Source organism: Microcoleus sp. Pol12B4 (genome assembly GCF_036701385.1).
Taxonomy (GTDB): Bacteria; Cyanobacteriota; Cyanobacteriia; order Cyanobacteriales; family Microcoleaceae; genus Microcoleus.
In genome coordinates this window covers 1-13,547 of sequence record NZ_JAUBQR010000183.1, presented here as the reverse complement: position 1 = coordinate 13,547, position 13,547 = coordinate 1, and the positions used below count along the sequence as shown (strand labels likewise).

Below are 13,547 nucleotides of genomic sequence, written 5' to 3'. Positions count from 1 at the left end.
TTTAACTGCTTATCAATCTATTCAACAAGCTCTCTCTACTGATGGCTCCCTTTTTTCCCCTAGTTGAGCAATTACGAAAATAGCAGGATCAGGTAAAATATCTTGTGAGAATTTTTAGATCAAAAGTCAACAAAATAAATGTGCAAATTAGCGATCGATAAAACCTGGGTGGTAAGTCTACTGGCGGCCAGCTTAGCCATAGCAAGCAACAGCTTTTTGCTTTTTACCCACGATGCGAGTTTTGCTGGCGAAATATCTCAAACTAACGAACCAGAAAGAGCCCCTGACGGCAAGATAGTTCCCGTTAATGGCAAAGTCAATGTTAGATTAACCAATAAAACCAACGATCGACTATTTTTTCAGGTGGTTGGACAGACTAACCGCCAGAGTTTAGCGGAAAATTCAACAGTCGCGCTGGCAGCATTGACATTACCGGCCTCCATTGTATTTAGGCGACTAGATGGTGCATTATTGAAACCCAGTTTGAAACCTGCTGGCGAAGGAACAGTAGAGGTAAGATTAGACGAGACAAATGATTTAGGTTTGGATAAAACATCTTTAAGGATTCGGAATGACGGCGCAATTTTTCTCAGATAGACAACATTCAGTGAAGTTAAGATTTTATAATTTAGATTTTAGATGGACTCCACAGCCACTTGCTGGCGACTAGAAGTGTTGTCTAAACAATGATTGATCTCAACAACTCAAGTCCGGGGATTGTATCCGTATTTGGGTGTCAGAGTACAGTTAAATAATGTAAAATCAACTTGACGATCGCTCCGACAACTCGACCTCACCCTTCCATATACCATCCGAGTTCCTATGTCAATCAAAAAGATTCTTTCCATAGCGCTGTTAATTTTCATCCCCATTTCCATCGCCGCTGAGTATTTGCACTGGGGCTCCCTGGCAGTTTTCATCACATCCGCTTTAGGGATTATACCTCTGGCTATTTGGTTGAGCACCGCAACAGAAGAAGTGGCGATCGTTACAGGCCCCTCCATAGGCGGCTTATTAAATGCAGTCTTCGGCAATGCTACGGAATTAATTATTGCCATAGTTGCTCTGAAAGCTGGCTTAATTGACATTGTGAAAGCCAGCATAACCGGTACAATTATTAGCAACTTGCTCTTAGTGATGGGATTTTCCATGCTGCTAGGAGGAATCCGTTATAAAGAACAAGAATTTAAACCGATTATCGCGCGGGTGAACGGTTCCACAATGACTCTAGCAGTGATTGCAATCCTGCTGCCGACAATGGTAATTTATACCTCCAATGGAGTCGAACCCGCAGCCATTCAGAATCTTTCCATAATAACTGCGATCGTCCTAATTGGAGTTTACGCTCTCACTCTGCTATTTTCATTAAAAACTCACAGCTATCTTTACGATGTTGGGTTACTAGAACTAGAGTCAGAAAATCCTCAAAATACCAAAGAGGAATCTACTACGCACAAACCGAATTTGTGGCTGTGGATAGGAGTGCTAGTTGCCTCAACTGTTGCCGTTGCTTTTGAATCAGAAATTTTCGTTGGTGTTGTGGAAGAAACTACCAAAGGATTGGGATTGACGCCGCTGTTTACAGGGGTAATTCTGTTGCCGATTGTTGGCGGCGCGGCCGAATATGTAACTGCGGTGGGAGTTGCGATGAAAAACAATATGGATTTGTCAGTTTCTGTCGCGATGGGTTCGAGTTTGCTAGTTGCTTTGCTGGTAGCGCCGGTGTTGGTGATTATCGGATTGGTGATTCATCAGCCGATGGATTTAAACTTCAATCCATTTGAAGTAGTTGCAGTTGCCATTGCCGTGACGATTGCTAATCTAATTAGTCTCGACGGGCGCTCGAATTGGCTCGAAGGAGTGCTGCTTTTAGCAACATACATCGTGTTAGGAGCAGCATTTTACTTTCACCCCATTACTTAAACCAATAATTTTCTGGGAGGGGCAATCCCCAGTGGTTGCCCCTTTTAACTTGAAAATAAATTATTTTTTTCTGGTTTGTTATTTCTCTTAGTCTTCTGACATTAATAAAAAAGAATAATTTTAGGACAGAAAGTAATTACGGACAGCGACATTGTTGAAGAGGAAAACACTCTTGTCTGCAAGTTCTTTTTCTGCCTTTACGGTCGCGACAATCAGTAGTATCTTTACATTCTATCTTATCTTCACAAATTTGCTGACGGGGAAAAGTACCTAAGTTTTGTATAGAAACTTCAGCCGTAAGCGCACCCTGTTCTATAACTTGGTCATTTTCTTTAATTTCATAGAGAAACTTATTTTCGCCCTCTAAAACCGAAAAAGTTCTTGTTTTGTGACTGTTGCCCAACTTAAATCCAAAATCCTCGGAAAACTCACCTTTGTTGTAACCTCGGTCTGTGTAGGGATAGGGGTTAGTTTCCATACCATCAGTCACATTTTTAATTATCACCCTTCTGTTAGGGCCAGGAGGAGTCTTGCTGGAGACAAATCGAGCGCTTTGCGAATCAGGGGAGAAGACAGTACCAGCACACGTACCTATATATTCAGTGCGCTTAAATTGAATCAAATTAATACTAAAAGCGTTTTCGTTTTTGACCCTAAATTGTGCTTCGCTAGTCGGCTGGGCGCTGACTGTGAAAGCTGCTAGAATCAAAAAAATAGCCCCCACCAAAATAGCTACGAACTTGGTTTGTGGCCTCCCCGTAATAAATCTGGCGTGTTTCATCTCTCTCTACCTCTAATGTGAATAGATAGCATTTTGTTTAGGAGCTATTTTAACTTGAGAGGTGAGGTGTTGTCAAAGTAGTTCCAATAGGTTTCTAGTGGCAACTTGAGTCTGGGATGCTGAGTTGAGAAAGGAAGGACGGAAGTTCTGACTGTGAACTTTTTAGAGTCAGGCATGAAGTCCGGAGTACGAATTTAACTACCACGTTACTCGATCGCGCCATCTCTCTAAAATCTTGTCCCCGACTCCCTGTACCCGTGCCACATCCTCCAAAGAGGTGAAAGGTTGCTGTTGCCGCGCTGCAATAATTCTCTCGGCTAACTTCGGGCCAACCCCAGGCAAGGTTTCTAATTCTTCCTGAGTTGCCGCATTCAAATTAACTAACTTTTTACCCGCAGCAATTTGAGGTTTATCACTCGCCGATTTTGAGGTTGCTTGTAGTGAATCGCACTCTTTTTTCTTAGCGTCAATTCTCTGTTTGATTCGGGCGGGAATTCCCAAGATTGCACCTTTGTAAAGCCGATCGAACTCCCGCTCAAAATGGGCTGCAACTATGGGACTCTCGATCGCCAGCAACGTCTCGTCATTCCCGTGATTTGCAGCCTCACTCCAGTTATGAGAACCTGTAAGCAACGTTTTGCCGTCCACAACGCCGAATTTGTGGTGCAGGCGATCGCCCATTGGTAACAGAGGCACTCCCACCGTAGTCAGCGGCTTTCTCCAAGGGCGATTGTCAGTTTCTAAGCCGCAATCCTGCATCAAAGTCGCCCCCATCATATCCAACCCTTCACTGTAAGAGCGATAAATAAAATTAGAGTCAATTAAAGCTCGCACCGCAACTCCCCGGCTAGCTTCAATTTCCAGAGTATTTGACAACCGCTGAGCCGAAAATACAAACAGTGCCAAATCAACCGACTTTTTCGCACTACCCAAAGTTCGATTTATCAAACCGTTAGGGCTTTTTTCCCAAGGCAAAGTCGCAGTCGTGGGCGAAAATTGCACCCCAACTGTCGAATTCCCTACTCTTACTTTTTGCACTTGACGAAACGGCTTTTTGATGCCAAACTTGCTGTCCGGTTTGCCTCCCGGCCCGTCGCCCCACATGATGTTAAATTCTTGAGTAAATAGTTGCGCTACTTGAGGATTTTCAATTTTCAGTAAATTGTTAGCATTGCCGCGACTTGCTGCTGTTTTAAAATCGCCGTGTATATCGCTTGTGGTAAAATTAGCAGAAGTGACGATTACGGTTTTGCCATCAATTACCACAAATTTGTGGTGCATCAAACCGCTGCCTTTACTGCCGTCAGCAGTATCATCAATTACAGGAATGCCCGCATCCTTGACAATTACCAAAGCATCATTTTGCTTGATTTCCTCGGAACTCAATTTACCGTCTTTATTGCGATCGGCAAGTTGCACAAATTCGGTATAACGATCGCGCTCTCTTTCCGGTAATTTCGTTAACTCCTGAGCTGTAAAATCGCTCCAAGGGCGACTATAGATATGTTCGACAATTAATCTCACTTTAATTCCCGATCGCTGTCGATCGGCCAAAACCCTCGCAATACTGGGCAAGCGAAACTCCTGAACCGCTAAATCTACCGTCGATCCAGCACTAGCGATCGCAACAGCGATCAACTTTTCTAAATCATCTCCAGGTCTAGTTTGCTGGCGGTAAGGCTCTGTATAACTCGAAGCGATCGACTGATTGAAGTATACTTGCAACAAGGGGTCTTGAGGTAATGGAGCCAGACTGAGAGGTAAATTCTGCACGTCTTGCTTTTTTTGTCCGCAGCCCGCCAGATTGATCGCCACCAGCCCAGCACAACAGAAACCGAGTAAATGATAATGCACTACAGCCACAAAATTTTAAAAAATATAGAGGTTATTAGCCTTTCCACAGTTCAAAGCTATTGGATGAAGTAAAGTTACAACCTATTAAATTTATGCAAGGGAATAGATTTTACGTCTTGTAGAACTGCCTCGATGCCGGAAGCATCACTGGTAGGGTAGCAGCATTCAGGGGCGTGGGTCAAACCCTATACCGCTGCTTTATGGCTAAAAGAAAAAGAATTTTTCCGTGCGGTCACAAAGGATATGGTAAAGCGTGCCATCGCTGCACGCAACAGTTGGTGGCGCAGCAGCATTACGTTGAAGTGCTGACACAAAAACAAACCAAAAAGCAAGAGAGGGAAGCATCATTTGCTAGAGATATCATCGATCTTAGAGGTCTGCCCGACCACGTAGTCACTAAAGCACGGGCAATTATAGCAGCTTTAAGCGAAAATAAGAATTACAGAGATTTCGGCGGCAAACGCCTGCGTCACAACCGTTTGATAATCAGTATTCCTGTAACTCGCAACTACAGAATGCTTTGTGAAGATTGCGGCACTTTCTTAATTCCCCAAAAAGTTTTGTCGCACGAAGATTACAACGTCTGCAAACCAGGAAGTTAGTTATTGGTTATTGATTATTGGTAGCCACTCACAACAGTCAACAGTCAACATTCATTAATTAGTTATTATGCAAATTTACCTCGACTATAGTGCCACAACACCCGCACGGCCAGAAGCGATTCAAGCCATGCAAAAAGCCCTGACTCAGCAGTGGGGTAATCCTTCCAGCTTGCACGAGTGGGGACAAAGGGCGGCGACAGCTTTAGAATTAGCAAGAATGCAGGTTGCTAGCTTGATTAACGCGCTACCGGAATCGATGATTTTTACCAGTGGCGGCACTGAAGCGGACAATTTGGCAATTATGGGAATTGCGCGTCTTTATACAAAGCCGCAGCATATTATTATCTCCAGCGTAGAGCACTCCGCAGTAGCGGAACCGGCGCGACAACTCGAACAATTGGGATGGGAAGTAACACGCCTACCCGTGGATAAATTTGGGCGCATTCACCCTTTGGATTTGCAAGAGTCGCTGCGATCGAATACAGTGTTAATTTCAATCATTTACGGACAAAGTGAAGTTGGCACGCTGCAACCAATTGAGGCATTAGGACAAATTGCGCGCGATCGCAATATTATGTTTCATACCGATGCAGTTCAAGTTGCCGGGAAACTGCAAGTAGACGTGCAGAAACTTCCCGTAGACTTGCTTTCGGTTTCCAGTCACAAACTTTACGGGCCACAAGGTGCAGGCGCGCTTTACGTGCGCCCGGGAGTAGAATTAGTGCCAATGTTAGGCGGTGGTGGCCAAGAATTGAAACTGCGTTCCGGGACGCAAGCGCTGCCGACAATTGTCGGTTTTGGGGTGGCGGCGGAGTTAGCATTGCAGGAAATAGATGTGGAAACGCCGAGGTTAATTGCATTGCGCGATCGACTTTTTGACAAATTATCCCACGTACCCAGTTTAGTCCCAACTGGCGATCGATATTTCCGACTCCCGCACCACGTCAGTTTTTGCATTGTTTCTCCCGACGGCGACACAGAGAAAGTCACAGGCAAAACTTTAGTAAGACAGCTCAATTTAGCAGGAATAGGAATTAGTTCTGGTTCTGCTTGTAACAGTGGAAAAATAACTCCCAGCCCAATTTTGTTGGCAATGGGATATAGCAAAACTATGGCAGTTGGCGGAATTCGCTTGAGTCTGGGACGAGAAACGACAGAAGCGGATATTGATTGGACAGTAATTGCGATCGAGCAAATCTTAAATAGATTCATGCCAAAGGTAGCATTATCTAGACGTTAAGATTAGCTCCAACCGTATTTATCCACGTCGATCAGCATACATCTGTCAACATCTGCGGTCAAAATCATAAAAAATAGAACCAAGCCCAAAAACCCACCCCCAAGCATGATAAAATAAATCTCAGTGTTATTCACAACTCCCTACAATGGAAGAAAACCGCGCCCAAGCCTATCTGCAATTAATTCACACCCTGTTGAATGCTCCCAACGGAGAAGAAGCACAAATATTACAGGATAACTCAGAATTACTCGATCGCGGATTTCTGGAAACTTGTGAATTAGTAGCCTCAACATTGGCAGAACAAGGAGGGGAAAATGGCGCTAAATTCCTTCGACATCTAGCCCGTTACCTAGCGCAAATCATCGATATGAACGATGACATAGATAGCAATAACTCGGCTAGTGAAAATTTCCAAGACTATGCAAATTTTTTCCTAGAATTATTGCAAGCCGAACAAGATAGCAACGGGGATATAGCAGTAATTTACCCCTTGCTGGAAGGGCGACAACATCTCCTCAATGCCCGTTTTGCCGAGATTATACAGCAAGTAGCCCAGAAGTTAATTGCTGGCGAAAACTCAGAAACAATTAGCTCAATTATCGGTCTTATTGAAAATTTGAGTATTCATATTAGTGACTTTCCCAGTGGGAATAGAGCGAATAATATTGAAATTGCCATTACGGGTTATCAAATGGTTTTAAATAATCGGGAACCCGGTAGTGAAAAATGGACGCAAACCCAAAATAATTTGGCGACTGCCTATAATAACAGAGTCAACGGTTCGCTGGCGGACAATCTGTAACGGGCAAAAACCAGGCGGTAACCGCGTCTACACAAACCAAGCCCGCCTATGCGGACCAGCGAGATAATTCAGAAGTGTTGAAATCCTTGATCGAGCTTTAATACAGTATCACGATCGATACCGTTGCTATCACTCAACCAGATATCGGTGCTCTCCGTAGCGATTCCCACAATCGCGGCTCCATTTCCTATTTTTTCTACCAATAACTGAGCATTCGCCATCGGCAAAAACAGCACTAACTCGAAATCTTCGCCGCCGTATAATGCCCAATCTAAAGCTTTTTCGGTTGATACGATTTCGCTGAAAATATCGGGAATTGGTATTTTTGTGCGATCGACTTTTGCGCCAACACCGCTAGCCAGACAAATTTGAATAATCGCATCAGCTAAACCGTCGCTGCTGTCCATTCCTGCGATGGAAAACTCACCTGCAGAATCTAAAATTTCCCAAACAACCGGCAAAACATCCAGCCTCGGTTTAGGGCGCTGGTGAGCGAGAATTAAAGAAGCCCGATCGACTTCTGTAAGAGTTTGCCCGAATTCTGGATTTAACAGCAATTCTAATCCCGCGCGGGAGGCTCCGTGAACCCCAGTAGCCACAATCGCCCAGCCCGATCGCGCATTTGACCGACGAATGGTACAATCATCGCGCTCAACTTGTCCAAAAGCCGTAATCGCCACTGTCACCACGGGCGATCGCACGACATCGCCACCGACGATCGGCGTATGATATTCTTGCAAACAAGCCGTCATCCCTCGATAAAACTCTTCAACCCACTCCACAGCCGTATCCGCTGCCACAGCGAGGGCTACAGTCACCGCCAGAGGCTTTGCTCCCATAGCCGCGAGATCCGACAAATTCGCTGCTGCGGCGCGCCATCCTGCGTAATAAGGCCCCGTAGTGCGATCGCTAAAATGCACTCCATCCACCAACATATCTGTAGTGATAGCCAGAGATTGGTTGGAATTTGTAGTCATGACAGCGCAATCATCACCCACTATCTCTGCGGGACAGAATTGTTGCAATATTCTTAAAAGACCTTGTTCACCGATATCTTTAACTTTCATAAATTTGAATTAGTCGCTCGCACTTTCTTACCATTCCTTACCCGAACTCGGTGGCAAGCGCAACCTAGGAAATCTATAAAAAGTATCTCCTTCATCATCTACCTCTAAAATCGCCGAAAAAATCTTCACTTGCCGAGTTAAATACTGCTGAGCAACTTCAGCCTCCACCCTAGCATTAGCAGCCAGTTGAATCAACGAAATTTGACTATTTTGAGTTTCTAACAACTGATAAAAAGCCTCATCCAACCGCTGCTTTTGCTGGCTTTCATTTACATTTTTTACAATCAACAAGCCTGCAAGTCCGCCCAACCCTATTACCAATAAAAATTCTAAAATAGCCATATTTTCGATTAAATTCCTGATTTCAATAACGAAACTATAGAAATTATCTATTCTTCCAGCCTGATCCGGCGGGATTTGTCTGTGTAAAAGCGATTTCAATCGCCGTCACCTTTATTTAGAAAAGATTTCAATCCCTGTCAATATTGATTTTTTCAGCCCGCGCAGGCGGGCTTTGTTTCTGTAAAAGCGATTTCAATCGCCGTCACTTTGGTGTAAAAGCGATTTCAATCGCCGTCATTAATTAAACTTGAGGTCGCACCAAATTTTCGATTCCTTTAACTACCTTAGCAGATACAATCTTGTCTCCCTGCTTCAGTTGCTCCAAAACTTCTTTTCCTTCAATCATGTAACCAAAAACAGCATAGCGGCCGTCCAACAAATTCAGACCTGCGGGCGTGAGTTCAGGTTCAAACAAGAAAAAGAAAAACTGAGAAGAAGCGCTATCAGGGTCAGTTTCTGTACGGGCCATGGCCACAGTACCAAAAGCAGAAAAAGGCAAAACAGGCTCGTCGCGATAACGTCCCGCATCTTCTAGAGTAATCCCGTAAATAGGTTCTTTTTCGTCCCTGACGAGCACTTCTAGTGGCACATTCCGGTATTTGCCAGTAGTTGGGTCAATAAAACCGACTTCCTTGCCTTCGGGGTCTCCCGTTTGCAAAACGTAGGATTCTTCCGATCGAATAAACGGCAAACCGTCATAAAAACCTCGATCGACCAAATCCACAAAATTACCAGCCGTAACCGGGGCGCTGTAGCCGTCAACCACAACAGTAATTTCCCCTTTCTCAGTTTGTACAGCCACAGTAGCGCGCCCTTTCAGTTGAGGCAGATTAGCATACTTGGCAGGCACTTCAAACGGAAACTTTGTCACCATCAATTCTTCGATTTCGCCTACCGAACCTAAGATTGTGGCTTTCAAGTCAATCACTTTGTCCCTGTCTTTAGCCTCAACAGCCTTTTCCAGTTGAGCAACTTTCTCCTTGACTCCTGCAACTAGCGCTTCAGCTTCCGGCTTTTTTGCGTCGGGAATACTCTCTAAAAGGTCAGATTCCCGAAGGTTGAGAATCCTGGAAGCCTTGCTGACATCACTGCTAATGGGCCCCCAACGTTTAGACCGTATGTGGTTGCCAATGTCTTCGAGACTGATTTGCAATTCTCGCACAGTCTGATTGTCAATAGGTAAAGCGTAGCGCAGCAGCGCCCGGCCGTCCGTAATCGCATTCCCAGCAGGCATACTGCTGCTGGGGCGTTTGGCATGGGAAACTGAACTGAAACTCAGGGAGAGAGTGAACAGCAAGAGCGCTAAAGCGACGGTTTTGCCCCAGCGCTTGCACGTATCGATCGAGAAATTAGGCCAATGCAACATAACTTTAACTTTTATTGCCTCTATTATCTTCCCACAGCGCTGTCGGCCTTCTATCCCTTAATGCCGTACACTACTCGCGGCAGAACTTCCTTCCCTTGAGAGCTTTTTAGCTTTCAGTACAGCACTTGCTCCCTTTGAACGGTAAAATAAAATGCCAATTGCTTTTTTGATGCCGTCAGCTAAACAGCAGCTTTATCCTGACCCGCTCAAAAACGGATACAATCCCCAGACTCCTGTCGTGGAGAGATCAAAATTTTAGACCAAGGTTCAATCTCCCAAATTCATCTGTGGAGTAAATCTAAAATCTAAAATCTAAAATCTAAAATCGACTGACTGTAGTTCCCCCGTGCCCCAAGGCGACGGGATTGCCCGCAAAAATTTATATGATCTCCAGTAACGACTTTCGACCAGGTGTTTCAATTGAATGGAATAACGGCGTGTGGCGGGTTATCGAATTCCTCCACGTCAAGCCAGGAAAAGGCTCGGCTTTCGTGCGGACAAAATTAAAAAACGTCCAAACCGGAAACGTAGTAGAACAAACCTTCCGGGCGGGCGAGACTTTGCCTCAAGCCAACCTGGAAAAGAGCGTGATGCAACATACCTATAAAGAGGGCGACGAGTTTGTCTTTATGGATATGGAAACTTACGAAGAAAGCCGCCTAAATGCTAAGCAAATAGGCGATCGTGTCAAGTACCTCAATGAAGGTATGGAAGTCAATATCCTTCGCTGGAACGACCAAATCCTGGAAGTGGAACTGCCCAACTCTGTCGTCTTGGAAGTGACACAAACCGATCCTGGAGTCAAAGGAGATACTGCCACTGGTGGCAGCAAACCCGCCATCCTCTCCACTGGCGCTCAGATTATGGTGCCTCTATTTATTTCCATTGGAGAACGGATTCGGATTGATACTCGTGAAGACAAGTACCTCGGCCGAGAGTAGAAACGAGGGAGGAAAAGGGAGTTTTTAGTTCTGAGTTATGAGTTAAAGAAGTCAAAATTCAAGACTCATCGCTCACAGCTTAAAAACTAGCCCTTTTGTCTCCAACCTCGCTGAATTATCCTAGCTTCGCCTGAACCCGAATTTTCAATTTTCAATTCTTAATTACCCTTGAATCTGCTGTGCAACTAGACTTAAACCAGCTTTGCGAACTGCTAACTGTATTAGACAAAACTGGCATTTCGGAACTGACCTTAAAAAGTGGAGAGATTGAACTGACAGTACGCAAAGGCAGTCTGACAAGTTCACCAGCAACCGCTGCTGCGCTGCCTGCTGCCGTGCCTACAGTCGCTCCCATCGCGTTGGGTGCTGTTGCTAGCCCCACCTTAGCGTCACCTCCTGCTGTTAACCAAAATTTAGGAGCCGAGTCTGCTGAGACCCCGGTGAGCGCCCCTGTCGCTGTACCTGCTGCCGTACCTGCTTCTGTCGATACGAAATGGGTGCCAATTATCTCGCCGATGGTAGGAACCTTTTATCGCGCTGCTGCTCCCGACGAGCCGCCTTTTGTCAATGTGGGCGATCGCATTAAGGTCAATCAGACAGTCTGTATTATCGAAGCGATGAAGCTGATGAACGAGATCGATGCGGATGAAGTCTCTGGTCAAGTGATGGAAATTTTAGTTCAAAATGGCGAACCTGTCGAATACGGTCAAGTGTTGATGCGAATTAATCCGGATTGAAGGATTACTTTATTGTTATGGACAGAATAAATGCTAATATTTCCCGATCACTTCTCTCCGGTGAGTTTGATGAAGTCATCCCAGCCTGTCCCGCAAGAGGTCGTGCAACAAGTTGCTGAGTATTTCAGTATTTTGAGCGAACCCATGCGTTTACGAATCTTGAACTTGCTTCGCGACGGCGAAAAATGCGTGCAAGAATTGGTGGAAGCTACTCAAACGAGTCAAGCCAATGTTTCTAAGCACCTAAAACTCATGCTCCAAGCTGGTATCCTCACTCGCCGGAGTGAAGGGACTTCAGCTTATTATAAGGTGCAAGACGAGTTAATTTTTGAGCTGTGTAATATGGTGTGCGATCGGCTTGCCAGCAGGATCGAACAGCAAGCCCTACACTTTCGGGCATTTAGCCTAACTACGAAACACTGAAAATTAGTTGCCAGTTCTCTGTCCTCAGTCATGAGTCATCAGTTATCAATTCCTACGATCTGCCTTCAGACCGATGACTAAGGGCTTGTAACTAATGACTCATAATTACTAAAAGGGAAAATTTTTGTCAAAACTTTGGCGGGTACTCGGCTGAGCCACCTCCAAACCTTCGCCGCCTAAAAGTTCTAAAGGCTTCCCTTCTACCGAAATCCAAACCTTGGTATTCGGTTGTAAACTCGTAGCGGTATAGATAACTTGCCCTAACCGGCCAGTCATCGAATTACTCCCTCCCCCCGAAGTAAATTCGGCTGACAAATCGACATAAACTCCGTCATTCTTAACACTTAAACCCCTAAGTTTTGTCCCCTTAGGAATTTCGCTAGAAACAGTTCCATCCTTCGGCCCCGCCAACAAACTATTAAAAGCAGCTTGTAAAGCTGCATCAGGCTTGTCAGCTTGTTTGACAGCTACTTTCGTAGGAATTCCCTCAAATTTACCGCTGGCATCTTTAACCCAGTAGACTTGCACTGTCTGGACACCTGTCTGCGGCAAAGGCTTTGGCTGCAGCGACTTTGGGACTAGAGCGTTAGGCGTCTGAACCTGCGGCGTCTGAACCTGTGGCGTCTGCTGAACCTGTGGCACTTGTACAGGATTTGGAGGGGGTACGGGGATAACTACAGCAGGAGATTCCGCAGGGCTTGGGGAAAGCGGGGGAGCGGTAGTTTGAGCAGAAGGCTGCGTATCTGCAGGGGTTGGCGAACGGTTCGCGGTCCACCAGGCAATGCCCCCTCCCGTCAGTAAAGCCAACCCGCAAGCACCAGCAATGACGGCTGTGGAGACCCGGCGTACTTCTTGTCCATCTTTCATAATACAAATTCTCCTTACAGATAGAGCGCTTGGGACGGTGAGGAGCGACTCCCGATCAGCTACATTTGTCTATGGTTAGATTCTGGAATTGACACAATTGCATTGCTGCTAGCGAACACTTTATAGCAAGCCCAACATATTCTGAATCCGACTATTGGAATCCTAGACCATAATATAAGATTTCGCCCGTGGAGTATGTCACAGTATCTCGATCGGCCTAGTGGCTATGTTCTATAGTAATCATAAAAAACTAAAGAATAAAAAAAGAAAAAATAAGTAAAAATGAAGAAGGAAAGCAACCAATGGATGTAACGGAGGTAAGGGGGTAAGGGATTTAAGGGATTTAAGGGATTTAGCGGATAGAAGCAGGTCTCTAAAAATATTTTTCCCCGAACAAAAAGCGCCCCTATTTCTAGGAGCGCTTTTTGTTTATCTGGGACTAAAACTTAGCCGTTGATAGAAGGAGCAACCATTGCTACTGGGGTGACTTCACCAGCAGCCAAGTCAAGCGGGAAGTTGTGAGCATTGCGCTCGTGCATGACTTCCATACCCAAGTTAGCGCGGTTGATCACATCAGCCCAAGTATTGATGACACGACCTTG

General features: G+C 45.3%; 14 protein-coding genes and 1 pseudogene. 8 read left to right on the top strand and 7 right to left on the bottom strand.

Going from position 1 to position 13,547, the window contains the following annotated elements; translation table 11 throughout:
• The first annotated feature begins 138 nt into the window (after positions 1-138).
• Positions 139-597, top strand: coding sequence for a hypothetical protein (locus tag QUA38_RS21820; RefSeq protein WP_333165482.1), 459 nt, complete (start codon positions 139-141; stop codon positions 595-597).
• Between the two features lie 225 nt (positions 598-822).
• Positions 823-1,923, top strand: a complete 1,101-nt coding sequence (gene cax, locus QUA38_RS21815) for a calcium/proton exchanger (RefSeq protein WP_333165479.1) — start codon at positions 823-825, stop codon at positions 1,921-1,923.
• Between the two features lie 136 nt (positions 1,924-2,059).
• On the opposite strand, the gene QUA38_RS21810 is transcribed toward cax, so the two are convergent.
• Positions 2,060-2,704, bottom strand: coding sequence for a hypothetical protein (locus QUA38_RS21810; RefSeq protein ID WP_333165477.1), 645 nt, complete (start codon positions 2,702-2,704; stop codon positions 2,060-2,062).
• A 198-nt stretch (positions 2,705-2,902) separates the two neighbouring features.
• Positions 2,903-4,567, bottom strand: a complete 1,665-nt coding sequence (locus QUA38_RS21805; protein ID WP_333165474.1) for a DUF655 domain-containing protein — start codon at positions 4,565-4,567, stop codon at positions 2,903-2,905.
• Positions 4,568-4,758: 191 nt separating this feature from the next.
• On the opposite strand from QUA38_RS21805, the gene QUA38_RS21800 reads away from it, so the two are divergent.
• The 3 genes from QUA38_RS21800 (at position 4,759) to QUA38_RS21790 (ending at position 7,202) form a co-directional block, all read left to right on the top strand.
• Positions 4,759-5,160: a DUF7682 family zinc-binding protein gene (locus QUA38_RS21800; RefSeq protein ID WP_333165472.1), complete on the top strand. Its 402-nt coding sequence runs from the start codon at positions 4,759-4,761 to the stop codon at positions 5,158-5,160.
• A gap of 67 nt (positions 5,161-5,227) precedes the next feature.
• Entirely contained in the window at positions 5,228-6,400 is a 1,173-nt protein-coding gene (locus QUA38_RS21795; RefSeq protein ID WP_333165470.1) for a cysteine desulfurase family protein, read from the top strand.
• A 145-nt stretch (positions 6,401-6,545) separates the two neighbouring features.
• The gene (locus tag QUA38_RS21790) at positions 6,546-7,202 is read left to right on the top strand and encodes a hypothetical protein (RefSeq protein ID WP_333165467.1); all 657 of its coding nucleotides are present in this window, start codon (positions 6,546-6,548) and stop codon (positions 7,200-7,202) included.
• Positions 7,203-7,270: 68 nt separating this feature from the next.
• Here the strand turns inward: QUA38_RS21790 and thiL are convergent, their stop codons facing one another.
• The 3 genes from thiL to QUA38_RS21775 form a co-directional block, all read right to left on the bottom strand.
• Positions 7,271-8,269: a thiamine-phosphate kinase gene (gene thiL / locus QUA38_RS21785; protein WP_333165465.1), complete on the bottom strand. Its 999-nt coding sequence runs from the start codon at positions 8,267-8,269 to the stop codon at positions 7,271-7,273.
• Between the two features lie 27 nt (positions 8,270-8,296).
• Positions 8,297-8,611 (bottom strand): hypothetical protein, encoded by a 315-nt coding sequence (locus QUA38_RS21780; protein ID WP_333165462.1) that lies wholly within the window; start codon positions 8,609-8,611, stop codon positions 8,297-8,299.
• Between the two features lie 241 nt (positions 8,612-8,852).
• Positions 8,853-9,977 (bottom strand): peptidylprolyl isomerase, encoded by a 1,125-nt coding sequence (locus QUA38_RS21775; protein WP_333165460.1) that lies wholly within the window; start codon positions 9,975-9,977, stop codon positions 8,853-8,855.
• Positions 9,978-10,360: 383 nt separating this feature from the next.
• On the opposite strand from QUA38_RS21775, the gene efp reads away from it, so the two are divergent.
• The 3 genes from efp (at position 10,361) to QUA38_RS21760 (ending at position 12,078) form a co-directional block, all read left to right on the top strand.
• A complete protein-coding gene (gene efp, locus QUA38_RS21770; protein ID WP_333100978.1) occupies positions 10,361-10,918 on the top strand; it encodes an elongation factor P in 558 nt (185 codons plus the stop codon).
• 179 nt (positions 10,919-11,097) lie between these two features.
• Positions 11,098-11,655: an acetyl-CoA carboxylase biotin carboxyl carrier protein gene (accB, locus tag QUA38_RS21765; protein ID WP_333165457.1), complete on the top strand. Its 558-nt coding sequence runs from the start codon at positions 11,098-11,100 to the stop codon at positions 11,653-11,655.
• A 30-nt stretch (positions 11,656-11,685) separates the two neighbouring features.
• Positions 11,686-12,078 carry an ArsR/SmtB family transcription factor gene (locus QUA38_RS21760; RefSeq protein ID WP_006631662.1) on the top strand — a complete coding sequence of 131 codons (393 nt, stop codon included), beginning with the start codon at positions 11,686-11,688 and terminating at the stop codon, positions 12,076-12,078.
• A 108-nt stretch (positions 12,079-12,186) separates the two neighbouring features.
• Here the strand turns inward: QUA38_RS21760 and QUA38_RS21755 are convergent, their stop codons facing one another.
• On the bottom strand, positions 12,187-12,945 hold the full coding sequence (locus QUA38_RS21755) for a GerMN domain-containing protein (protein WP_333165455.1): 759 nt from the start codon (positions 12,943-12,945) through the stop codon (positions 12,187-12,189).
• 446 nt (positions 12,946-13,391) lie between these two features.
• A pseudogene (locus tag QUA38_RS21750) lies at positions 13,392-13,547 on the bottom strand (photosystem II q(b) protein); the annotation flags it as partial.